Raw genomic sequence first — 25,833 nt, forward strand, 5'->3', positions numbered from 1 at the left:
ATTCTTCACCTATATAAAATTTAGAATTCGATTTCTTTCAAGTATCTTCCAAGCGCATCCTGCCATGTCGGAAGTGGAGTAAATCCATTTTCCACAAGTTTACTCTTGTCCAGTCTGCTGTTGAAAGGTCTTGCTGCTTTGGATACACCGTACTCTTCTGTTGTTACCGGCAGAACCGTCACCTTGTCTTCGCCGTATTCGTCATGGCCAAGCTCTGCTGCCTGGCGGAAGATTTCCTTTGTAAAATCATACCAGCTGATATATCCGCCTTCATTTGTTGCATGATAGTAACCATATTTGTCAGTCTCGATCATGTCAACGAGAAGTCTTGCAAGGTCAAATGTATAGGTTGGTGTTCCGATCTGGTCATTTACAACTTTCAATGTATCGTGTGTCTTTGCTACATTGAGCATTGTCTTGATAAAGTTCTTACCGTTCTTTCCGAATACCCACGCGATACGTACGATGAAGTACTTATCCAGAGTCTCAGATACGGCAAGCTCTCCGGCAAGTTTTGTCTCTCCATATACATTCAGTGGTTTGTAATCCTTGCAGTCAGGTTCCCAGGCTTTCTCTCCCTGTCCGTCAAATACATAGTCTGTACTGATGTATACCATCTTACAGTCTAACTTTTTACATACATCTGCAATGTTCTTTGTTCCTGTTGCATTGACCGCTTTTACGATGTCTTTCTTATCTTCGTCTTCTGCAAGATCTACGGCCGTCCATGCAGCACAGTGTACCACTACATCCGGTTTTGCATCTGTCAGAACTTTTTCTACAGAAGATGCATCTGTGATATCCATCGGCACATATGGCATTGTTGTTACCGCTGTACCATCCTGGATTCCGCTGTATGTTTCTTTGATGTCAGAACCAATTCCCTCATAACCACGGGATGCCAGTTCGTTCATCACGTCATGACCAAGCTGTCCGCCAACACCTGTCACTAATACTTTCATTCTTAAATCTCCTCCCGGTGAGCATACATTTTCTCATAATAGTTCTGGTATTCTCCGGAAATGATCGTCTCCCACCATTCCTTATTTTCAAGATACCATTTAATCGTCTTCTTAATACCATCTTCGAATTTGGTCTCCGGAAGCCATCCAAGTTCGTTGTGGATCTTTGTAGGATCGATCGCATAACGCATATCATGTCCCTTACGGTCTGCAACGTGAGTGATCAGACTTTCCGGTTTTCCAAGCTCTTTACAGATGATCTTAACGATCTCGATGTTTGTCTTCTCATTGTGTCCGCCTACGTTGTATACTTCTCCGACTCTTCCGTTATGGATGATCAGGTCGATTGCTTTACAGTGATCTTCTACATATAACCAGTCACGTACATTTAATCCTTCTCCGTATACCGGAAGCGGCTTGTCATTCAGTGCATTGGCGATCATCAGCGGGATCAGTTTCTCCGGGAAGTGATATGGTCCGTAGTTATTGGAACATCTGCTGATAGATACCGGCAGTCCGTATGTTCTGTGATAAGCAAGAACTAACAGGTCTGCTGCTGCCTTAGATGAGCTGTATGGGCTGCTTGTGTGGATCGGTGTCTCCTCTGTGAAGAACAGGTCTGGTCTGTCAAGCGGCAGATCGCCGTATACTTCATCTGTAGATACCTGATGGTAACGTTTGATACCATACTTTCTGCAGGCATCCATCAGTACAGCAGTACCTTTGATATTTGTGTCCAGGAATACTTCCGGGTTCTCGATAGAACGGTCTACGTGGCTTTCTGCTGCGAAGTTTACAACCATGTCCGGTTTCTCTTCTTCGAATAATTTGTACACTGCTTCACGGTCTGTAATGCTTTCTTTTACAAAACGGAAATTCGGATTGTCCATTACAGGCTCCAGTGTAGATAAGTTACCTGCATATGTCAGGCAGTCCAGACAAACGATGCGATAGTCCGGGTATTTGTTTAACATATGAAATACAAAGTTACTTCCGATAAATCCGGCTCCTCCGGTTACAATAATTGTCATTTTTTGCTTTCTCCTTTTTTTATCATTTCTTAGTATAGATTTTAGTACAGATTTTCTTTATATTTTCCATCCAGGACATCTTTTAAGTACTGTCCATACTGGTTCTTCTTCAGGACTTCATATACTTCCATTACCTCGTCCTTACTGATCCATCCGTTCAGGTATGCGATCTCTTCCAGGCATGCGATCTTACGGTGCTGATGTGTCTCAACCGTCTTCACGAAGTTGGTTGCATCTACAAGGCTTTCGTGTGTACCTGTATCCAGCCATGTGAATCCCTGTCCGAGAAGTTCTACATTCAGATCACCTTTTTCAAGATATACACGGTTCAGATCTGTGATCTCCAGTTCTCCACGTGCACTTGGCTTTAACTCTTTTGCATACTTCACAACATTGTTGTCATAGAAATACAATCCTGTTACACAGTAGTTGCTCTTTGGCTGTGCCGGTTTTTCTTCGATGGAAATAGCTTTTCCCTCGTGATCAAATTCTACGATACCGAAACGTTCCGGATCATCTACATAATATCCAAATACAGTAGCTCCCTTTCCGGTCTCTGCATTCTCAACAGCAGCTTTCAGACGTTTATTCAGTCCATGACCTGCAAAAATGTTATCTCCGAGAACCATTGCTACTGTATCATCACCGATGAATTCTTCTCCGATGATAAATGCCTGAGCAAGTCCGTCCGGGCTTGGCTGTACTGCATAAGACAGATTCACACCAAACTGATGTCCATCTCCCAACAGTTCTTGGAATCTTGGTGTATCCTGTGGTGTTGAGATGATCAGGATATCACGGATACCTGCGTTCATCAGCACTGACATTGGATAATAGATCATCGGCTTGTCATAGATTGGCAATAACTGCTTTGATGTTACCATTGTTAATGGATACAGACGTGTGCCTGAACCACCTGCTAAAATAATTCCTTTCATTTCAGGAACCTCCTCGTTTTGTATAAATAGGTTATCAAGTTCTTTACTTTCTATTCTAGTCTCCATGTTCCGTGTTAATTAGATTATAAAAGGTGACCTTAGGTCACCTTCAAGTACTTTTTTTATTTTTTTGTAACTTTCCTGTAATATTTAAGAAGTTCTTAAGAATTACTTCTGGTATTCATCTCTAATGTGGATACTTTTTGGTTGGCAGCTTATGTCCTATATGCCCTATATACATCTTCTTTTGTGTTGTATCCGGATAAAAAAATATTCTTCCGGCATATCCTCCAGTAAACCTTGTATGCCATGAAAACAGTTGTGCATTTCCTTCCGGTAACAAAAAAGTATGTTCCGTCTCATATTGTTCTAATGTTAGCGGTGTTTCCGGTGAAGCTTTAGGTAAAAGCCTCTTGTCAAATTGGTTTCCCATTTTTTCAGCTGCCACCTGTAATTCCAACAGGCGTTTATACACTTGTCCCGCTTCTGCAACACCTACATTCTTATAACATCCATTTATCGCATTTTCACAAAAGATTAAATTCGGAAATCTAGTCTCTTTACATTTCAAAACATCTTGTGCTGACCGGATCTCTGCACGCCACTCTTTCCTTTTTTCCTTGTACTTTTCTTCAAAAGGCTCTACATTCTTCTGACACGATACATTCGGGACCTGTACATGTTCTTCCTTTAACTCGTCCTTCTCATTAAATGTCACATAATATCCACTAATCTCAGGGGTTTCCCAATAGTCATCACTCAAAAAACTAATCGTCACGCCCTCTGTTTCATATGCCCGCAGACATCCCTTTGATATATATTTCTTCCCTTGAATTTCTAGATCGAATTCGCTTTCCAATTCAACCTCCGAAGGATCATATATCACGGATTTATTTAATAACGCTCGGAATCTTCTCTTTGTTTCCATATCTACAACCGGATCATTTCTCCACTGTTCTATTCTGTAATTTTTTGCCAATTCAAAAGAACAATAATTCTGATCCATAAGCACAGAGTCATTTATAATTATTTTCTTCACTTTCGAATATGTATTCAAAAAGCTATCCATAATCTGTCTGCCCTCGGATATTGTATCTACCGGAAATTTTGCAGACAAGTCATTTATTATCATTTGCATACTTGTATCCTCTAGAACAATTCATCAATTGCCCTGTCCCATTCATCAAAGAACCCTTCCGGCCAGAAGCTCAGTCTTCCATCTTTATATAAGACCGGATTATCAATAACTGGGATAGAACTGTATTCTTCTGTATCGGCTTTTTTTCTGGAAAAATAATATAGACGCACTATATCCGGATCAATCATATTATGTTTTGCACACAAACGTATTCCATTCAAAATATGATCACTATGCGTTTCTACAATAACCTGCACACCTCCCTGTGCTGCTCTGGCGATCAGTTCTCCCATTTTTCTCTGTCCGCTTGGATGTAAATGCGCTTCCGGATTCTCCAGAATGATTAATTCTCCCTTTTTCGCCTTCACAAGTGCCAGCACAATTGGTAATACATAAGAAATACCAAAACCAACATTCTGCGCAGTAAAGTAGTCTGCTCCTATATTTCCTTCCTGATGCACCATAAGACCAATTCTGTTGCTATGTCCATAATCTTCCATTCGAAGAGACACACCCGGCGTAATCTCCCCCAGCCAACATTCTACCTGTCTTTGAAGTCGTCTACTCGGTTCCTCATCATAAAGAATATTTTTATTTTCAACTTCTTCTGACTCGTGCGTCTGTAAATAGTGTACCGCATACTCTCCATGATTTCCGATTTGTTCCTGTTCCCAGACTTCGTAATATGATTTTTCATAACTACTTTGTGGTCCCAGACGATCCGCCGCAATATAGTTAAATCCACTTCCAAACAAATTCATATCTTTAACCATATTTATGTCTATATTTTCTAATAATTTCAGAAAATCTGCCATACCATTATAATCATATTCTGCCGACAGCATCGTACTTTCATCGCTTATTTTCATTTTTATGCGATTCTCTTCTGCCTCTGTATATAATACATCTTTTCCCACACCAAGATTTGTATATTTTCCATTCAGATAAATGCCCTTTTCCAAAGCATTCTGTTCATACGACTGTCTTAACAACAACAGCATCTGTATTATCGTAGACTTCCCCATACTGTTTATTCCCGACAGTAAATTCAAATTAGACATCTCCAACGAAATATCTTTGAAACATTTAAAATTCGATGCTTCTATTCTTTGTATCATCTAAGACTCCTCTCAATAAATTCTCAATTCTTGTAAACCGAAATAAAAAGGATTTTTTATCACTTGCTTTAATAATCTGCAAAAACACCTCATCATTACAAAGTTTCATAAATCTTTTATATACTTCTTTCTTTTCTTCTGCTAATTTTTTTAATTCCGAATCATTTAACACAAACATACTTCTGCACCATGCTTCATAAATTGCTTTATTAATCGGGCGGCGCATTCCATTCTCCCCTAATTTTCGAAATGCATATTTTCCCATGATAATTCTGGAATATCTCATCACACGTATGAACTGCTGCTCCATCAGTTCTTCATCCACACATTCTTTGGAATTCAGAAATTCCATTGCTCCATTCAGATAATTATCCGGTACTCCTTCATATTTTTCAATTCCATAATAGCAAACCGCTATAAATCTAAGAACAAATTCCTGATCCATCATCCGGTCTTCTTTTATGCTAAAGGTGGTTGCAGATAAAAATTCCTGTATCTTTGCAAATTTTTTACATATCTTTGTTGCATTCCCCTGATATAATGCATGCCTTATTTCCTGTGGTTTTAATTCCAGTCCGCCTGTATTAATTCTTTTAAATATATTATATTTCACATTTACCGGAGTTCCACTTTTTACAATATAAGCGACAATATTCGTCTCTTCAATACGTCTTACAAACGCTCTCGGAAGTTCTGAAAATGTCAATCCATTCAAGTCACTGAAGAATTCCAGTCCAGTAAGCTTCAGCGTCTTATCAATCACAAACTCTTTCAATGCCGTAAGTCTTTGAAGTCCATCTATAATCAGCCACGAATCAACAATTCCACCATCAAAATAAAAAGCCGGAATAGGTATTCTTAAAAACAAAGACTCTATTAACTGACTTTTTTGAATGTCCGTCCACAATCCACCCTTTCTCTGAAAATCCGTATTCATATCAATCTCTTTATATTGTAAGCGCTTAATCAAACTTGATAATTCCATTGTCTTCATATCGATATCAATCTTACTTGGATCAAACGGACGGATCATCGGTATTGTCTGTTCATCATTTTCAACTTCTGCATCCTGTTCCTGAACATCATCGATAACTTCTATATTCATCTTACTTAGATAAGCTTTTATCCGATTGTACATCTCCTCTGTCTGCTTTTCAGATGATAATTCTACCCAGTAATTGCTCACAAGCATAGAACTTATCTTTCCTGACTGTTTTTCACCAATTTCCACCAACAAATCTAAGTCCTTTTTTTCTTTTTCGCTAAACATGTATACTCTCCCGTTTCCGTGCATATAATATTCAACAACTAATAGCTTAACCTTTAATTATTATACTTCCTCAAAGGATTATTGTAAAATGGAATCTGAATACGCAATCAAAATATCCCTCACAAAACATATACATGACAATCCCATCCGTCCATATTACTGGAGTTTAATAACATATACGACCCAATGGGTTCAGATTATCGGTGGATGGGAATCATCTCCTGCAGCCTGCATGGAAACCGCTCTTAAGTATTATCAGAATCATCTCCAATCATAACTTTACAATCCTTCTTATAACATGCAATTCCGTATTTTATAAACTGCCGCATACCGTCCTGCTTCAGTCTTGCCATATAATCCTTTTCTTCAATCTGCTGCAATGCTTCTGTGCATGCCCGCTCCAGATCACCATCTTCCGCATACTTCATCTCGACAGCCACACCTGTGCGGCCTTTCGGGATCTCAATCAGGATATCACTGTATCCAAGTTCAGATACCCGGTTGTAAAAGAACGCTCCACAGATTTTCTAGTGAACTATCTAATTCATTATAAGTCAGATCCTGACGAATCTCCTTTATAATCAATTCTCCGGCGATCAGCTGCTCAATCTCATTTTTCGTCCAGTAATCCGCCTTATCAATAAAACACCGTACCATAGCGTTTCCACTGGTATTCGACCAATAGTCTTCCGGCAGTGCATTGATATCCGCACAACGATTCTTGCAATAATTGATCACATCCCACGGACAGTATACATCCGTTTCACCGAACTGGTATCCGTCATACCATTCTTTCACGGTATCCTAACATTCCTTAATTCCATAGTATGACAACATTTCTTTTACTTCCGTATCTGTAAATCCGAAATATTCATCAAATTCTACATTGGTAATTGAATAAATATTAAAATTATTGAGTCCCGTAAATATACTCTCTTTCGAAACACGAAGACAGCCTGTCAGCACCGCAAAGAACAAGTTCGAATTCGTCTTTAATGTATTACCAAATAATCCACGGATTAGCATTACCATCTCATCATAATAACCATACTGGAAAGCTTTATCTAATGGCACATCGTATTCATCAATCAAAATGATCACTTCTTTACCGTAATGCTTTGCAAGCAGTTCAGACAATACAAGCAAACTCACCGGCAACATTTTCTTCTTCTGCCAGGAAACGCCCCTTGTCTATGCGTACCATACTGTCATACATTTTTCTTTCACCGGCATCCAGTTTCTCACTTTCTGTCAGAAAAGAGAATCTTCTGATTTCACTCCCAACCACATACTGCATTGCTTCTCTGGCTGTCTGAAAGTTCTGTCCTTCGATTCCTTTTAAGCTTATAGAAATCACTGGAAACTTTCCCATATATTTATCGCATAATTCTTTTTCTTCAGAAATCTTTAATCCTTCAAAGACGGATTTGTCACTTCCGATTTCAAAAAAGGGTTGGAGCATGTTCATATTCAGGCTTTTTCCGAAGCGTCTTGGGCGGGTGAAAACATTTACCTTTGCCCAGCTTTTAAGAAGTGCCGCAATGATTGTCGTCTTGTCTACATAATAAAATTTTCTTTGATTAGTTTTTCAAAGTTCTCCACACCTACCGGCAATTTTTCCCTGTTATTCATTTATTCATGCTCACTTTCTTGCCACATTTCAAAAAGCGCATTTATTAATGCATACATTTATTTTATTATACACAACATTTTTATTATTCTCAACCATTATACCCAACAAAAATCCCTGCATCTTTCGTAATGTGGAACCCGCCTTCCGTCTTCTTACGCACATAAGACTGGAACTCCTTGTAATGATCCAGAATATACTGTCCCTGATTTCCATGGCACGACAAGATATAAGAAATCAATGGCTCCGGTTCCGGCACGATAAGCGAATCCTCATACCGCCTCCACTCTATCTTTTCAAAATCCTTCTTAAGAATCTCTTCTCCGTTCTCTTTTCCAAAACGCTCGTACAGATTCTTTGCTGCCAGTACGATCCGGTCATCGAACTTCTGTACCAGTTCACTCACTTCTCTCATATGATCATTGCCATATGTACTGCAGACAAATCTTCCTCCCGGCTTCAATACACGTTTTACTTCTTTACAGACTTTCGGGATATCTTCGCAATAAAACAACACATGATTGGCAATTACAAGATCAAATGCATCCTTATCATATGGGATTCTTCCCGCATCAAATACACGGAATCTGAACCTGCTGTCGTCTGCACCGATCGTACGCCTTGCATCTCTTAACATTCCATCCGATATATCTGATACTACGATCTCCGTCTGTTCCGGAATCTTATCCCTGTCCACGTTCCAGAGTGTACCATCTCCACATCCCAGCTCCAGAACCTTCATTCCCGGCTTTAATTCCAGTTGTTCGAAAATCCATGGAAACCATCCTTTCGTATTCTGCGAATACAGGCTATGTAGATTGATTCTTGCGGAAATGTTCGACGCATCCTGATACTGGTTCTTCATACTCTTCTCCATGCCGGTCAGATGGATTAGATTCAACATCTGGCTCCAGTCGATGGAATGTTCTTTCTGTATCAGATCCGACGTATCCTGAATTGCCTGTTCCACCAGCTGCATCTGTTCGATGCGGTCACGGACTAATTTCAACTGAATGTTAAGAGAATTGAGCATGAAGTGATAGTCTGCATCATCGATCGTCATATCACGGATATCGTCCAGCGAAAATCCCAGATATTTCAAAAGTAATATCTGCTGCAATCTGGCGAAGTCTTCATCTGTGTAAAATCTTGCTCCTGCTTCTGTGACGTAAGATGGTTTTAATATATTCTGTTTGTCATAATAGCGAATTGTCCGCAGGGTCACGTGGGCCATGCGGGCAAATTCACCGGATGAATAGTAGCCTGGTTTTTTCAACTTTCATTCCTTCTTACTTTTTTACTATTGTTCCAATTTTTCTTAATGGTTTTGTCAGTTTCCAGGAAGTCGAATTTTCATAGTCTTCTATGATTGCTTCCAACTCTTTTATCTTATTATCCCTATCTTCTATGTTTTTTTCTAATATAAGCTTTTGCTGCTCTCTCTGATTAATTTCCTTTTCTTTTCGCTGTACTACCCTTTGCAATTCTTCAATTGTTACATCTTTGGCTTCCAGTTCCCCCGGAATCCCGAAATTTCTCACCCGCAATTCTTTATAAAATTCAGGCAATGAAAAACCTTGTTTTTCCTGCAAAACTTCCAATATCCCCGGCTGTTCCAAAAGTCTTTCATATTGCATTAATCCCAGGAAATTAACATCTTTTCCTGTACATCTCAGCATAAATGCAGCTTTTTCACACTCAATTTCTTCTTTCGTATCTGCCGCATTATTAACGAATTCATTTCTAAAAAACTTTTCAAACTCTTCATCCGACATATAATCAAACATCTTGCTCTTCACCATTGTCTGTAAATTAAATGTCGCATAAATTTTTCCTAATGAAAAACCACTTATCTTTCCTACCGCTTCTTCCCATCTATATCGCACAAGTCTTTCATTCATTACATAAATCGGAAATTTTATAACCAGCCGCATCCACAATTCATAATCTTCCGCTCCTACAAATGCAAGGTTATAGTGACCGCCGACACATTGCAACGCTGCTTTTCTGATTACCGCAGATGCATTGCAGAGACAATTTCCATTTTTCAAAAAATATTTTATCCATTCCTCCTGTGACCGGTTTTTTACTTTATTAAACAATTCAAAAATATCGCTGAATTTCGTATTTGCTTCTTCCGACTCTTCATCAATGATATTCACTTTTGAAAAACACACTCCATATTCTGTATGTTCTTCCATAAATAAAACTTGTTTTTCTAGTTTTTCCGCTTCCCATACATCATCACTGTCAATCTTTGCAATGTATTCACCTATTGCCATATCAATACCAAGATTTGAAGCATATGCAACATGGTTGTTCTTTTTACAAAATATGGTTTTTATTCTCGAATCTTTATAGCTATTGATAATTTCCTGTGACCGGTCCGTTGACGCATCATCAACAATAATCAATTCCCAGTTTCTATATGTCTGATTTATTACACTCTCTATAGCTTCTGCAATATATTTTTCTTCATTATAATTTGCCAGGATTATACTCACTTTTGGTGTCATTTTTTCTCCCCTCTCGGTCACACTTCTTAACTCACCCATGTTGCTGTAATATTTAAAATAAAACCTCTATAAAAACAAGTGAAAAGATATACTGAATAAATAATTACAACTGTTATTATAGCTAATGCTGCAATTGTAGTTGAATTTACTTTTATTTTATTTCTTTTACTAAATCTTTGTAAAGCCGGAACAAAATATAACATATACGGATGTAAATACCTTCCATCCAACTCATTTATCATATCTGAAGTTTTCCCCATTATCAGATAGAAACCAGTAAAAATACCCATCCAATTAACCAGATATGCTAAAAGACCCCCATAAGTAAACCAACGATTCCAATTATAAGCATTTTCACCCAGTACTATCAAGAAAGTACTGACTATCCAAAGCAAATTGAAGATTTCCGGAAGAATTGTCGGTACAACTGAAAATAAAGATTTTCCCCTGTCTCCCATTGTTGCCATATTAAAATAACTTTTCATAAATGCCTTAAATAAGCTAAATAAATTCAAATAGTAATTTAATCCAACAAGCAAAACAAGCATCACTATAATTCCCGTCACGAAAATTACTATTTTCACAGACATCTTTTTGTTATCTAACCATTCAAGGATTCTCAAGAAAAATATCGGCAGAAACGGAATAACGGCTAATGCAAATAAATAATTTTTCTTGCAGAACAGTAGTAATATAATTGTAATAAGCGTATATAATAATTTTTGTTTACTTATCTCTTTTATTGTTCGCAGCTTTGCCAGTTCAAAAATATTCATACTATACATTGCAAAAACAACATAAGAAAACACGTCATAACTAGGACTTGCCAGTTTTTGAATGCAAGGTATAGAAAATAACATAAACAATGTCCATTTCCCCACGGTACTCTTTTTTATAATCGCACCCATACATAATGCAAAAAAGAGCAGTGAACTGATTCTTGAGCACAACAACATAATGCCATAACTAGGATATATCACCCTTCCCACCATAACTCCAATTGCTGCCGGTATATGTGCGATATCTATTTGCATTGTAATATTTCGATCATAAGCTATATTAAAACAGAAACTATCTTTTTCTACATCTTTTAACTTTTTTATATAAAAAGTCTCAACATCAAAATCTTTCATATCCCCGTCTAATCCTATTGCCTGATATTCCAGTTGACGTACGACTGTCTTCTTCATTGATTTTGGATGATTCATCGAAAATATATTATAACTTTTACTTAAATGATACCCTTCATCTCCATTTCCCAAAGGAAATGTCACAAAAACAGAAATCATTCCAAATAACAGTATTAAAAACACATATACTCTTTCCGTTTTTATTTTACTTAAAAAGTTCTTCATTTCTCATCTCCATACTTTTTATATGTTAAAATATGCTTTAATCTGAGGATCTACAACAAAATTTCCATTCACTTTTTCAACAATGATATCTTTTTCATATTTTTTCAAAAGTTCTGTTGACAACTGCTCCGTTTTCATCATCATGAACTTATCGGTAACACCATCTACACATTGTGTCAATTCATCTCTATGAAAATAACCAACCGCTTCTACAGGCTGTCCCTGAAATGCATACCCTTTTTGTCCTTTTAAGAACCCATTATGGTATATTGTCTGATTCTTTTTATTTATCAATTGGATTCCAACCACTCCATTTTCCGGGAACTGACAGATACCGATCATTTCTCGCATCCAGTTTTTGCTGATCATTCTGATAGAAGAATCTACAAATAAAACATATTCATATCTGATTTGTTCTTCTTTTACTTCTTTTATAGATTTTACTTCTATGAACTGGCATTTCACTTTTCCGGCTGTTTTTTTTATTGATTTCATGCATTTTTTCACATCTGTTTTATTGTTACCTACAAAGCAGACAGTAACTCCTGTTTTCTCTTTCACTTTATATGTTACATGATAAAAGCCACGATAATACAATTCCCGTACTTTTCCAGGTCTGTCAACACGTTTAAGATGTTCTTCTATCGCACGCTTTCCCGCATCATATGCATACAATTTACTTTCCGGATTCTCTGCTGTTGAACTTTGATGTACTCGCCAATGATACAATATCTTAGGAATATGATATATCCCCTCTGCCTTTTCTATGCACCGCAAGATCAAGTCATAATCCTGTGCTCCATCAAAATCATTCCGGAATCCACCTATCTCTTCTACAATCAATCTTTTTACAACAAACAGATGACAAATATAATTATTGGATCTTAACAATTCAATATTAAAATCCGTTTTAAAATGAGGTTCAAATCTTCTTGCACTGTCGGCAGTAATTTTATCTTCATCACTGTAAATAACATCTGCCTTTTCATTATCATTTACACACCGCACTACTTCAAACAGTGCATCTGGTGCCAGAAGATCATCATGATCCAGCAATGCAATATATTCTCCTGACGCTATTGCGATTGCAGCATTGGTATTATCCGCAATTCCTTTATTTTTCGTTAACTTCTTTACAATTATCCTTTTATCTGCCTTTGCATATGCCTGTATCACCTGCATTACCTGATCAGATACACTTCCATCCGCAATACATAACTCCCAGTTTGAATATGTTTGCTGCTGTACCGACTCAATCATCTCTCTTAAAAACATTTCCGGTGTTTCATAAGTCGGAACGATTATACTTATTTTAGGATTATAAGCGAATTCATATTTTTTTTGCTTTTCCAGTTCTGCTTCAGTAATCGCATTTTTTTTCAGCCATGAATCATAATCGAAATTTTCTGCAGAATGATTTCTGAAAAGCTTTAATAATAACATTTTCATTCCATAATAATGATAATACCTTTTTAAGATGTCAATCTTACTCATTTATAATCGTTCCTTTACTTTCATTAATCTTCGTATAAAGCTACGATTTCTTTGCGGATACTTTCCCAGTCTCTTGACTGTGCAGTTTTGATACCACCTTCATACAGGTGCTCCTGTAATCCTTTGTCTGTACAGATTCTTTCAATTGCGGCAATTCCTTTTTCAATCTTGCCAAGTGGATAAAGCAGGCAGTTTTCACCATCTACCAGATATTCTTTATTTCCATCATTCGGAACAACCACTGCATATCCACCTGTTGCCATCATTTCTAACGGCGGATATGAAAAACTTTCCAGGTAGCTTGTCTTTAACAGAATATCACACTGATTATATACATCAGCCACCTGATCAAACGGTACCTTATGAAGGAATTTATCTACACGATACCAGTCTTTTGGTTCTGCATTATAAGACATATACCATATCTCATACTTTTCTTTATCGAGTTCATTTGTGATTTTGAAACTTTCGTCAACATTTTTGTACTCTACTCCGCAATCTCCCTCGATCAGAATACGGATCTTTCCGTTCATCTCACGTTTATGGTGTGGGAAGTTTGCTTTTTCAATTCCATTTGGTGCATATCTGGCAATCTGTTCATAATCGTCTCTTAACCAGTCTTCACACCACTTTGAAATGGTAAGATACTGGATTGGCACCTTCGGGATATAACTCTGATTTGCAAATACCCTGAGCGGAACTCCCGGCTCATAGAAATCCGTTTCAAAATTCTGTACCAGATAATATCTCTTTTCGATATTCTGATAATTTTCAAGAAATGCAACCGTCGTCCACATAGTCGCAACAGCTTTGTCAATTCTTCCTTCTACCAGTCTAAGATCCTGACTCATTACTGGTATCTGATGCTCTTTAAACGTACACCATTGAATTGAATTATCTACATTAAAAAGTGTGACATCCATTCCCGCATCCTGAAGCATAACAGCATGCCACAGTGCCACCATAATTCCGCCACTGATATTCAGAGAAGGCAGTATAAATGCAATATTTGGTGTCGTGTATTTTTTTATAAATTTAACCAGTGGGAATCCTGTATATACAGTTACACATTTTTTTGTACAATATTTATGCGCATTTTCTGCAATCCGGTCTCTTTCTTTCTTATCTTCTACCAGTCTGCTTAACTGTTCTACCCATTCTTCTTCTGTATCACAGAGAATTCCTGTCTCTCCTGATACGATCATTCTCTGAAATGCACCCACATTACTTGCTACCGTTGGAACTTTCACCAGTGCTGCTTCCACCCATTTATTTTCGGATTTTGCTTCGTTAAAGATGCTCTGCTCTAACGGTGCCAGATTAATATCCACTTCCGCAATCAGCGACGGTAATTTCTTCCAGTCAACAAACGGATGAGATACCACACGTGCTTTATACTGCTGTAACGCTTCCGGAAGATCCAGTTCTCCAACCACATGCAGCTGAACCTGTGGATATTTTTCCATTACTTTAGTCAGTGCCGGTAATACAAGTTCAAAATCATCGTTGTGTGTCAGGCTTCCACTAAAATATCCGATTCCCACATGATCATCTTTACGGGTTTTATTTTTTAACGCTTCTTTGGATAACGCACACATTTCTTCTGAGGCCGTATTTCGGTTAATAAATACTTCCGGTACATAATGCCCCAACTCTTCAGCGAGTCTTTCTGTCGTTGTAATTGCGGCATCACATAATTTTAATGTTCTGCCCATGCGCATAACGCCATCATCGTATAAAGCTCGTTCTTCTTTCGACATAGAATCAAGATATTTGATCGTATCTGTGTACTTTGTATCAACCACAAGATCATCAATATCAAATAGTACTCTTTTATTCAACTTCTTGGCTAATTTTATAAATTCACCGATCATATCTGTGTATGGACATCTGAAAAAGACAAATGTACGATAATATCTGACCTGATCCAACTGCAGGTTTACATAATATACTTCTCCTGTAGAAATATTATTCGCTGCCAGCTGTTCTCTCTGATGTGTCACACGGTATCTCGCCGGATGAGGTACACTTTCGTCACAACCATTGATGAATAATACATCTTTATAGACTCTGTCTTTTGCATCTCTTCCTACCGTTCTTGCCGTATGAACGTAACTCTTTGCTTTTCTTCCGACACTGATAATTCCTTCTTCTTTCAATGTATGAAGTGTTTTCGCCGTTAACTCTCGTATATCTGCCATCGTTTCCTCCTAATAATTATAAAATACCCAGTTCTGCCAGATTTTGATTGTAAAAATTATCTTTTTTACTGATTCTGCTTTCCCATTTTGAAATAAACTTCTGAATCTCTGTATCATCAACCTCAATTGTCAATGCTTTGGAATAAGAAAATTCTGCAAAACATGTCCATACAGTCCAAAGTCCCTGTTTTTCTCCATTCAGACAATAATCAATTATTTCGTATCCCGGAACATCTTCTTTCAATCCTCCAAGATTTCTCCACGCATTCTTCGATATCATGCAGCAATCTTTCCATGCTGCCGTAGTATTACGGACATGCCGTAACATTGCTTCATATCCCTGTTCTGCGCCGTTAATCCCCTGGCACAAGAATTTCACTTTCGCATTATCTCTGACATCCAAAGCAATACCTGCGTATGCAATCAGATTATTTTCAAAATATACTTTCGGGGATACGGCACATACATCTTGCCTCTGTGCAAACATCAGCATTTCTTCTACCCAGTCCGGATTCATTGGCAGACAATGAACATTTATCATAACTGCGTATTCTTCTTTCATACTGTCTATCTGCTTATTTACATTATCAGCAAATGTACCGTTCTCTTTATTTGCATATACGACACGAATATTTTTATATGTGGTTTTTTCCAAAATCTTTTCTTTTGCCCTGTCATATTCTGTGTTCTTTTCTGCTCCATGCAAAATAAGCAGCACACCTGCATTGTCCGGAATTTCGTAATGTACACGGTAAATAGTCCGATACGGAAGATTACTTTCAACTTTCCCCGGCTCTTTCGTTCTTTCTAACTGTTCGCTGACTGCATGTATTGCCGCATCAACCGCGTAACTTTTTGAATCCAGATTCATCGAAACTGACTGTGGATGAACTCTCCAGTAATACAGAACCTTTGGAATGTGTACAATCTTTTCTGCCTTTTCCGTCAGTCTTAAAACCATATCATGATCCTGGCTGCCGTCAAATTCCGGTCTGTATGCCTGTCCAATCTGATCTAAAAGTGATTTTTTGAATACTGTAAAATGACAAATATAATTATGGGCTCTTAATTCATCTTTTCCAAATCCAGGTTTGAAGTTAAAGTCTGATGCATCCTCGATTTTTCCAGAGAACTTTACTTCATCCGAATATAAGAAATCTGCTTTTTCCTCTTCAATTACTTTCATCATTTCATATAATGCTGACTCATGCAAGATATCATCATGATCCAAAAGACCTATGTAGTCTCCTGTTGCAAATTTCAGACATTCATTGGTATTTTCCGATATTCCTTTGTTTTCTTCTAATACCTCATAGCAGATTCTTGAGTCTTTTGAAGCATATTCTCTGCATATTTCACCTACGTATTCATGCTCCTTATCACTTCCATCTGCCAGACATAACTGCCATTTTGGATAAGTCTGCTTTTGCAGCGATTCCAATAATTCTCTCAGATAATTCTCTGGTGTATTATACAGTGGTGTAATAATACTAAATGATACCGGTGCCAGAAATTTCCTGTTTTTTTGATTTTCCCGCTCACCATCCGAAATCAGATGAAGTGAACGCACCCGGTTCCTGAATTTCTCTTCTTCTCTTTTTTTTCTGTAATGATCTCTTATTGCTCTAAGGACTGCAAATGGTCCCTGTTTTATCAACATCTTTATTACTTTCTTAATTTTCACTTTTGTACTCCACTATTTGAATAATTTATATAAGAATTTCATAAAAGCTATTACGTAAATGATAAATAACAATAATACACAAAATGTCTCTACATCAAACCGGTTCGTAACCGCTTTCATGATCAATGTTCCGTCTGTCTCTTCATCATTGATCCAGAACTTTGTTCCTTGTTCTGTTTTTCTTTCAAAACAAAACAATACTGCATTGTCCGGAATTTCTCCTTCTGTGCCGATAGAAAAAATATATTCTTTATCTTTACAGTTTTTCACAGTATCAAATTTAAAATTATAGAATTTTCCACTTTCCAGATCCGTCGCTTTCGTTTCGCCATTCGCAACTACTTTCTGCGTTTCTGCATCTGTAAGACTATATTTGATAACCGTATCTGATGGTGTACCTGTAATCCTGCATTTTACCCTAACACCATCCAATGTATCTTCATTACTTTTGAACCGTTCCTGTACAGTTTCATTCAGGAATGATCCTGTTGTTATATATTCGCTGGTATCCACTGCTCTGTCATATATATAATTATTCTTCCCTATATGTGCATATAAGAACAAACCTGCAACAATAATAATCCCTGCAATTATTACCTGAATCTTTTTTTTCATGCTATTACCTCATCTATTATGACTGACTATATTCTTTACAAATTTCATCTGCATCGCCAAACCTTTTCACATGCCCGTGTTCAAGCCATACAATTTTCTCACACAAACTTTCAACCTGTGCAATACTATGCGATACAAATAAAATAGTTGTCCCATGTTCCATCATTTTTCTGATGCGCTCTTCACACTTCTGTTGGAATCGGAAATCACCAACCGAAAGCACTTCATCAACGATCAATATGTCCGGTGTCCCGATCGTCGCAATTGCAAACGCAAGCCTTGACACCATACCTGAAGAAAAGTTTTTGACCGGAACATCCATAAAATTCTGGAGTTCTGAGAATTCCACAATATTATCGTAATGCTTTTCCATCTCTTCTCTTCCGTATCCCAACAATGCACCATTCAAAAATACATTTTCTCTTGCAGTAAGATCCATATCAAATCCGGCACCAAGCTCGATCAGCGGAGCAACTGTCCCGCAAACTTCAACTTTACCCGTCGTTGGTTTTAAAACTCCTGCAATTGTTTTCAACATTGTACTTTTTCCACTACCATTAAGTCCGATCAGTCCAAGTGATTCACCTTTATATACTTCAAATGATACATTCTTCAATGCCCAGAACTCATCAAACTTCACCTGTTTTTTTAATCTTTTGATCACATACTCTTTAAAGCTGTCGAATTTTTCAGATGAAAGATTGAACTTCATCGAAACATCTTCTACTTTTATGATCGCCTGTTTTTCCATATTTTCACCGCTCCCTATATGTTCAAAATAAATTCATCCTGTGCTTTGTAGAATACTCTGAGTCCGATTACAAGTGCAAGTCCTGCTTCTATCACCGCAATAATAATTGATTTTGCATCAAAGATTGTATAATCCAACATCACATCTCTGAACATCAGCAGGATATTGGTAATTGGATTCAAATTTACGATTGGTTTCAGCCATGCCGGCAAAATTGACATTGGATAAATAATCGGTGTCAGATACATCAGTGCTGTAATGAATACAGAGTATAAATGCATGATATCTCTGAACTTTACAGCAATTGCCGAAAGAATCAGTCCAATTCCCATAGAGAATATTACTAACAATACCAATGGAATCGGAACAAGGATTACTGTCCAGTGCAATTCCGCTCTTGTCGCAACCATAACCAGAATCAGCGCTGTAAAAGAGGCCATCAGGTTAATAAAGCTTGAAAAGATTCTCGAAATAACAAATAAGTATTTTGGTACATAAATCTTTCTGATCAGAGATGCATTTCCAAGAATTGCTCCCATCGCATTTGTCGTTGATTCAGAGAAAAAGTTAAAGATTACCTGTCCACTCAAAATAAACAACGGGAAATTCTCCACATCAAATTTAAACAGATTTGAGAAAACAACAGATAATACGATCATCATCAATAATGGATTCAGGAGTGTCCATAACACTCCCAAAACAGATCTACGATATTTAATTTTTATATCTCTAGCAACCAGCTCTTCCAATAGTGGCTGGAATTTCTTAAAATTCTGGATATATTGTTTCATATTCAGCTCCTCTTATTTTTATAAAATCACTACAAACATTTTCTTACCAGTAAGACTTCCCACATTTGCTGGAATATGATGAAATTACTTGCAAGCATAATCATCATCTGATATTTTTCCAGTTCTATTGTATTTTTTATTTTATCAGTCTGGAAGCAAAGATAAAATATAAATATAAACGGATAATAATACCTTGCCTGTGTTCCTAGTATTTCTTCAATACCCGCCTCCGTAAATGATATATACAATGCCGTCCATACCAGACCTATTACCAGAATCATCTCTATTGCAAATATACACTTCGTCTTAATGTCCAGTACTCTTTCTTTACTTTTTCCATCTCCATAAGTGTCTGTCAGTGTTGTTCCTACCACCAGTGCTGCACAACATGTCGACAGACTGCCTCCGCCTAAATAGCCAAAACTTGTAAAAGCTGAACCTCCCATGATGTATTCCTGGAAAGTTTTCAATACATTCTTCAACCACACAATTGCATATGCAATTGGCTGCCCCAGAATATATTTCATCTGTTGTCCACTATCCGTTTTGCTTCCCCTGGAATCTGACATATCATTGGATGGATTCAGTGCCGGCAATACAAATGAAGCCATCAACGCTAAAAATGCTATTATAATACCACCTTTAAAGATATATTCATCCCTCTTTGAATAGAACTTGTCTTTTCCAAGGAACAGACCGCTCAGTATCAATGGTGCATACACTGCTTTCGGAAGACATCCCAGAACAAAGCATGCTATCATTAATATTCTCCACTTATACTCAAACTTTTCCGTCTTATTCACATGTTCTCTGATCAGTATACTGCTGCCCAATACCAGGAATGCAACCACCCATATATCATATGTATATACCGTTCCCTGGAAGATCAGTTCCGGCATCATACCGATTACCATCAGCAAACGTTTTCCTATTGGAAGAATCGCTATCGCAAAGCTCATAACCACTGCATAAAGCAATAAATTTCCAAGCTTTCCTAATAACCATTGGAAATAAAATGGCAAATGCAAAATTTGACCGATTTTTAGCAGAAATGCCTGATTCAGGTATCCTCACTACTAAGTTTGAATTCATACTTATCAGTCATCACTCCCGTATATCTTGTCTTATCATTCATGACTCTAAAGAAATCCATTCGCTCTTCGATCGACTCGTTTGCACTAATGGTCGTCGTATTGATTTCCCATGGATATCCGTAATAATAATCTTCAACCTGAGTAGACGGTTCTTCATATTTCGTACACCCGATCCAATGTGCGTTCAAATAATGTATCTGTTCATCAAATCCTGTTACATATATCGGCTCCAGCAACATCAGACAGATGCCTGCCACAAAACTGCATACAAAGAATGTAATTGCCGGATGTCTTTTATTTTCCTTTCTAAAAGAAAGTATAAACAGAAAAGCAAACACACATGCAGCCGTAAACACGCCTAAAATCGGGTTCAGTTTCAATGTGTTATCTACTTCGAAATGATTAATCACAACTTCATTTTCCGATTTTTCAAACTTTATTTCAATCTCTGCTACTTTTCCGCCTACATTCACAACAGAACGTGGCATATCTTTCATATATTCATCTTCTATATGCATATCTTTATAAGCACCATATATATTCTGTTTGCGTATTCTTAGATGTGCTTTTGAAAAGTATTCCGAAGTATATTCATACGATAATTTATTTACGTATTCTTTGTGGAGTTTTATTAACATCTCTCCACCTTTTTTCCCGATATAATACTTCCCGTTACGTCTTTTTATATCTCCCTTAATCAATACATTCTCATTGCCGATTTCTGTCTTACCTTTATTATCGCCTGCTTTTGTATAATGTATTCCCGCATATGCTCCCATTACGATAAATCCGGCTATCACCGCTATACACGCGATAATCAACAACTTACCTTTTTTCTTCCAATACTCTTTCATTTACATTTCCCCAAACGATTATCTATTTTTTAATTCATCATTGACCTTCTTCTCATACAATGCCAGTTCCTGTGTCAACTGTTTCATTCTGATCGATACTCTTGAAATTGCAACTGTAAGTACAAATATAATCACCAGAGAAAAACAGAATCCCAAAAAGAACAGCATATTAATCGGACTCGCCACACCAATCAATTCTGCCAATTCCGTAGTTAATATAGGAAAACAATCCAGTACCAGTGTTCCCACGCCAACTATCAGCCATGCCAGCGCATAACGCAATTCCAATCGTTTCTTGCGAATCATATTCACAATGACGCATAACGCAATAATCAAAATAATTGCTACTATAATCTGTAATCTGATATTCATTTTTCTTCTCCTAATACTTTCTAATTCTTTCAATCAAAATCGCCAAAGGAACTTTTATCATATAGTAGACCGACTTTTTCAGAGAAATCGAAGAAACTCCTCCTTCTCTCGCCTTCATGACTACCGGGATCTCTTCCACCTTCATATTTCTTCTCAGAATCGCAACTACACTTTCCGGTTCAGGGTAATCCCTCGGATAATCATAAGCAAACAGTCCCATTGCATTTCTTCCGATCATACGCAACCCGGATGTCGGATCTGTTATCGTCTTTCCGGTCATCAATTTAATCAGACCGGTGAAAAATTTGATTCCCATTCTTCTGGTATAAGAAGACTGAAATCCTTTCTTTTCAATAAATCTTGATCCGATCACCATATCCAGATTATGATTGACCAGATATGTAGCCATCGTATCAAGGAATTCCGGATCATGCTGACCATCGCCATCTACCTGAACCGCCACATCATATCCATGCTCATACGCATATCTGTATCCTGTCTGCACAGCTCCTCCGATTCCCAGATTAATCGGAAGATTCACAATATTGAACCCATTATCTTCACAGATTTTTCTGGTATTGTCAATCGAGCAGTCATTTATTATTACATAGTCAAACCCTTTCGCATCCTTCTTAATCGAAGCCACCGTCTTTTCTATATTGGCCGACTCATTGTATGCGGGTATAATAATCAACTTCTTCACTTTATTTCTCCTCACAAATACGTTCTACCTGTTTTGCGACAATTTTCCAGGTAAAATGATTTTTTATCATCTCATACGTTAATTCTATGCCTTTTTCTCTCCTGTCAGGATCTGCAATCACATCCCTCAACGCCTTATAAAGGACGTCTTCTTGATTGTTAGGTATAATACATCCATAGTCTTCATTGATCAACAACTCTTTCGCACCACCCCTGGCAGTTGTGACAATGTAACATCCACACGCCGAAGCTTCCAGTATAGATGTTGAAAAGCCTTCCGAGAAAGATGGAAGGCAGAATATATCACTTTCCTTCAGCAGAGCTACAATATGTTCAAAATCAAGTCTTCCCACCGGAATAATATAATCCGTCTTTCTTTCCTCGATTTCCTGCTGCATATCTCCGTCTCCCGCGATAAAAAGGCACACTTTTATTCCATCTTCATTTAATCTGTCCATTACATTGAGAAGACTAGGTAACCCTTTTTCTTTCAGCAGTCTTCCCGTAAAGGTTATAACTACAGTATCTTCCGGAATATTATACTCTTTTTTATAAGAAGTTGTTACCTTGTCCTTTATCTCTTCTACCTCTTCCAAATCAATAGAATTGTATAATACCCCCTTGGCTTTGATATGAAAATGTCCCAGCCATCGGTTGCAAGCTTTCGACACCCCATAATACTCCTTGCAGAACAAATAGTCAATCTTAGTAAATGCATGTTCAAATATTTCACCGACCGTATCCCAGAATCTATTATGCACCGACAAATGGCTTGTCCCATGATCCAAAGTAATACATTTCGCCTTTTTCTGTCTGGCAAAAAGCATTCCATATAATGAATGTAGATAAAACCTCGTATTCACAATTACCATGTCTATTTTCTTACTTTTCAATTTTCTGTGAATCCGCCAGAATTCCTTATTGAATTTGATTACCGGATATCGTCCTTCCAGCAGATTATAACACGGTATTCTATATACCGGTATTCCATTTACCAACTCGTGATTTTTCAGATGATATACATTAGATGTTACAATGATTACCTTATTCCCATCCTGTATCAACTGCTTGGCAAGATTGTATGTATATCTTTCCACACCTCCCAAATGCGGAAAATATTGTGCTGCAAATATGCAATATGTCTTACTTTTCTGCATATATCGGCTCCTCTCCTTCAAACTGAATGATTAATGGCATATGATTGACCCGTTCATTTTCCGGCGGAATCTTCATATAATCACCATATACTTTTTTCAAGAATTTATCATTATTATTCGGAATATTTATCTCTGTATTTTCAAACGGAACTTTCTTCAACGGAAAGATATCCTTCGCAACAATCTTATCTTTCAAACTTCCCACATATTCATAAGATGTTACATATCTTCCTTTCTCATCACTTTTATTATACTTTGTAGCATTGTCTACATATTTCTTATAAATCCAAGAAGGTTTTATCCTCAAAAGTTTCAATGCAACATAAGCCAACCGACATCCCAGACTCATAATCTCTCCTTTTATTCCGTCGTAGTCAATAATAGGATTCGGATTGCCGGATAGAAACAACAACTTTCCAAGTATATTTGCTTTTCTGCTCTGTGCGACCTGCTTTTTTCTGTCCCGCGGCACATAGTCAAACGGAAAGATATCCATGAAAATACACTGTTCACATTTTAAATCCTGTGTTACTTCTGACACAAATTTCGTATTTTTCCTTTGGATATGTGTTACGGTACAGCTATATCGTCCATCTATCTGCGGTGTCAGCAGATTATATTTATCAGACATCTCCTTTGAGAAAATTTCCATGAATTTATCATAATCCACTCTTAGCATTCCGACATCTATATCATCATCCCACGGAATAAATCCGGCATGTCTGACTGCACCGATGGCTGTGCCATATACCGCAAAATATGGTAGTTCGTATTTCTCACATACTTGCGCAAAGTCATGTAGCATTTCCACCTGAACACCATGCAACTTTTTCAGAACTGTTTCATCGTATTGTTTTGACCTACTGTATTTTTTCACTCTTTTTTCCTCTCTCTTTGTGTGTTTCCATATAGAAACAAATCACAAATATCATTGCCGTTACTACCAAAAATATAAGCATCGCCGTGGTATATCCCATGGATGCCCCAAACATTTTCCATTTATTCACAAATGGTTCTGCCACAACCTTTATGTATATCCATGACACAATATAAGAAACGATCAGAAGATATTGCTTGCGGATAACGACCAATGCATTATCCAGAACCGCCGCAAATGTATAGCAGCATCCGCCGACAATAATCAGCAGCAACTGACTCTTATATTTATCAAGGTTCATTCCATAAATAACAGAAAGCACCGGAATCCCCAAAATCGCACTTCCGATGATCAGCACAATTGCCATTCCGAACAGGCACAGCAAGATTCTTCCTAATATTTTAATGAACTCACGATACTTTTTATCTCCCCATACAATCGCCATCTGTGTAATCAACGGTCTGAACACGATATACGCCAATGACAATACAGATGCCGGCATAAAAAGAATATTAAATACCGTTTGTGCCCCCTGTTCAATCCTTCCATCCTGTATCGCCGTATCAATCACCATCTTAGGCGTATTCATAATAGACATGATAATAAATGCATTTACAAACAATGGAAGACCTTCTCGAAAAAGGGCAACGATCCATTTCACATTCTTTCCTAAATTGCCACTTGATTTCAGAGCCGCAACACGTTTCTGATAGCTCACATCAAATGCAAAGAAACATATTACATATATAATTACGAGACTCCAGCAAGCATACAGAAGATTGTGTGTATTAGCCAATATCACACCAAATACAATACTTGAAAAGACAATTCTGTATGTAAGCGCCTTACCCGCCAGGTCCAGTCTCTCTTTTTGCTGAAACCAACCTTCATACACGTCAGCAATTGAATCCACAGCTCTATATGCACAGACAATCATTACTATCTGCGCTTTATAATCTACATACCCACACATTCTTATATAAACAGCACTACTTATCAACATTGCCACAACTGTCAGGAACCTGAATACGCAATATTGTTTGAACTGAAACGTTTGCTTTACGTCTGTTGCCTGATATACTCTGATCTGAAATGTTCCAATTGTAACCATCAGCTGACTGATCGACCATGCGATACTGAAGATATCCGTATCTTCTTTGTTAAGCATTCTGGTTACCAGCATTAATGCAACAACAGAAAGTAACGCATTTGCCATACTTCCCGTAATGTTCCATATATATATTTCCTTTTCTGTCGGTTGATTTTTTATCGATTGCATTCTT

General features: G+C 37.4%; 22 protein-coding genes and 1 pseudogene. All 23 read right to left on the minus strand.

The features are described 5' to 3' along the window. Positions 1 to 20 precede the first annotated feature (20 nt). The gene (gene rfbD / locus OCV72_RS02190) at positions 21 to 962 is read right to left on the minus strand and encodes a dTDP-4-dehydrorhamnose reductase (protein WP_055213658.1); all 942 of its coding nucleotides are present in this window, start codon (positions 960 to 962) and stop codon (positions 21 to 23) included. 2 nt (positions 963 to 964) lie between these two features. Then, positions 965 to 1,993 (minus strand): dTDP-glucose 4,6-dehydratase, encoded by a 1,029-nt coding sequence (rfbB, locus tag OCV72_RS02195; RefSeq protein ID WP_028087014.1) that lies wholly within the window; start codon positions 1,991 to 1,993, stop codon positions 965 to 967. A gap of 41 nt (positions 1,994 to 2,034) precedes the next feature. Further along, a complete protein-coding gene (gene rfbA, locus OCV72_RS02200; RefSeq protein WP_028087015.1) occupies positions 2,035 to 2,931 on the minus strand; it encodes a glucose-1-phosphate thymidylyltransferase RfbA in 897 nt (298 codons plus the stop codon). A gap of 187 nt (positions 2,932 to 3,118) precedes the next feature. Next, on the minus strand, positions 3,119 to 4,069 hold the full coding sequence (locus OCV72_RS02205) for a hypothetical protein (RefSeq protein WP_055281592.1): 951 nt from the start codon (positions 4,067 to 4,069) through the stop codon (positions 3,119 to 3,121). 11 nt (positions 4,070 to 4,080) lie between these two features. Then, positions 4,081 to 5,187 (minus strand): AAA family ATPase, encoded by a 1,107-nt coding sequence (locus OCV72_RS02210; RefSeq protein ID WP_055281594.1) that lies wholly within the window; start codon positions 5,185 to 5,187, stop codon positions 4,081 to 4,083. Then, on the minus strand, positions 5,156 to 6,457 hold the full coding sequence (locus OCV72_RS02215; protein ID WP_055281596.1) for a DUF262 domain-containing protein: 1,302 nt from the start codon (positions 6,455 to 6,457) through the stop codon (positions 5,156 to 5,158). Before OCV72_RS02215 ends, OCV72_RS02210 begins: the two co-directional genes overlap by 32 nt. A 245-nt stretch (positions 6,458 to 6,702) precedes the next feature. Further along, positions 6,703 to 8,089: pseudogene (locus tag OCV72_RS16730) on the minus strand (AAA family ATPase). Positions 8,090 to 8,178: 89 nt separating this feature from the next. Further along, entirely contained in the window at positions 8,179 to 9,363 is a 1,185-nt protein-coding gene (locus OCV72_RS02225; protein WP_055281598.1) for a MerR family transcriptional regulator, read from the minus strand. 13 nt (positions 9,364 to 9,376) lie between these two features. Beyond that, on the minus strand, positions 9,377 to 10,603 hold the full coding sequence (locus tag OCV72_RS02230) for a glycosyltransferase family 2 protein (RefSeq protein ID WP_172677192.1): 1,227 nt from the start codon (positions 10,601 to 10,603) through the stop codon (positions 9,377 to 9,379). A 26-nt stretch (positions 10,604 to 10,629) separates the two neighbouring features. After that, a complete protein-coding gene (locus tag OCV72_RS02235; protein WP_055281602.1) occupies positions 10,630 to 11,958 on the minus strand; it encodes a glycosyltransferase family protein in 1,329 nt (442 codons plus the stop codon). An 18-nt stretch (positions 11,959 to 11,976) separates the two neighbouring features. Beyond that, entirely contained in the window at positions 11,977 to 13,452 is a 1,476-nt protein-coding gene (locus tag OCV72_RS02240) for a glycosyltransferase family 2 protein (protein WP_055281604.1), read from the minus strand. 23 nt (positions 13,453 to 13,475) lie between these two features. Continuing rightward, positions 13,476 to 15,653 (minus strand): glycosyltransferase, encoded by a 2,178-nt coding sequence (locus tag OCV72_RS02245; protein WP_055281607.1) that lies wholly within the window; start codon positions 15,651 to 15,653, stop codon positions 13,476 to 13,478. Between the two features lie 16 nt (positions 15,654 to 15,669). Beyond that, complete coding sequence (locus OCV72_RS02250; RefSeq protein ID WP_055281610.1) at positions 15,670 to 17,337, minus strand: glycosyltransferase family 2 protein; 1,668 nt, start codon at positions 17,335 to 17,337, stop codon at positions 15,670 to 15,672. A 12-nt stretch (positions 17,338 to 17,349) separates the two neighbouring features. Continuing rightward, entirely contained in the window at positions 17,350 to 17,952 is a 603-nt protein-coding gene (locus OCV72_RS02255) for a hypothetical protein (RefSeq protein ID WP_055281612.1), read from the minus strand. A gap of 16 nt (positions 17,953 to 17,968) precedes the next feature. Further along, the gene (locus OCV72_RS02260) at positions 17,969 to 18,703 is read right to left on the minus strand and encodes an ABC transporter ATP-binding protein (RefSeq protein WP_055281614.1); all 735 of its coding nucleotides are present in this window, start codon (positions 18,701 to 18,703) and stop codon (positions 17,969 to 17,971) included. A gap of 14 nt (positions 18,704 to 18,717) precedes the next feature. Next, a complete protein-coding gene (locus OCV72_RS02265) occupies positions 18,718 to 19,494 on the minus strand; it encodes an ABC transporter permease (protein WP_055281616.1) in 777 nt (258 codons plus the stop codon). Between the two features lie 29 nt (positions 19,495 to 19,523). Next, complete coding sequence (locus tag OCV72_RS02270) at positions 19,524 to 20,522, minus strand: DUF2142 domain-containing protein (RefSeq protein ID WP_172677193.1); 999 nt, start codon at positions 20,520 to 20,522, stop codon at positions 19,524 to 19,526. A gap of 32 nt (positions 20,523 to 20,554) precedes the next feature. Beyond that, positions 20,555 to 21,442 (minus strand): hypothetical protein, encoded by an 888-nt coding sequence (locus OCV72_RS02275; RefSeq protein WP_055281620.1) that lies wholly within the window; start codon positions 21,440 to 21,442, stop codon positions 20,555 to 20,557. 18 nt (positions 21,443 to 21,460) lie between these two features. Next, complete coding sequence (locus tag OCV72_RS02280) at positions 21,461 to 21,814, minus strand: DUF2304 domain-containing protein (protein ID WP_055281622.1); 354 nt, start codon at positions 21,812 to 21,814, stop codon at positions 21,461 to 21,463. A gap of 10 nt (positions 21,815 to 21,824) precedes the next feature. Then, a complete protein-coding gene (locus OCV72_RS02285; RefSeq protein WP_055281624.1) occupies positions 21,825 to 22,517 on the minus strand; it encodes a glycosyltransferase family 2 protein in 693 nt (230 codons plus the stop codon). Between the two features lies 1 nt (position 22,518). Continuing rightward, entirely contained in the window at positions 22,519 to 23,673 is a 1,155-nt protein-coding gene (locus OCV72_RS02290) for a glycosyltransferase family 4 protein (RefSeq protein ID WP_055281626.1), read from the minus strand. Beyond that, positions 23,660 to 24,550 (minus strand): LicD family protein, encoded by an 891-nt coding sequence (locus OCV72_RS02295; RefSeq protein WP_055281628.1) that lies wholly within the window; start codon positions 24,548 to 24,550, stop codon positions 23,660 to 23,662. The genes OCV72_RS02290 and OCV72_RS02295 overlap by 14 nt, the downstream gene beginning before the upstream one ends. Next, positions 24,534 to 25,829 carry a lipopolysaccharide biosynthesis protein gene (locus tag OCV72_RS02300; RefSeq protein ID WP_055281630.1) on the minus strand — a complete coding sequence of 432 codons (1,296 nt, stop codon included), beginning with the start codon at positions 25,827 to 25,829 and terminating at the stop codon, positions 24,534 to 24,536. Before OCV72_RS02300 ends, OCV72_RS02295 begins: the two co-directional genes overlap by 17 nt. Positions 25,830 to 25,833 lie beyond the last annotated feature (4 nt).

It is taken from the genome of Dorea amylophila (genome assembly GCF_025567265.1).
GTDB lineage: Bacteria > Bacillota > Clostridia > Lachnospirales > Lachnospiraceae > Dorea_A > Dorea_A amylophila.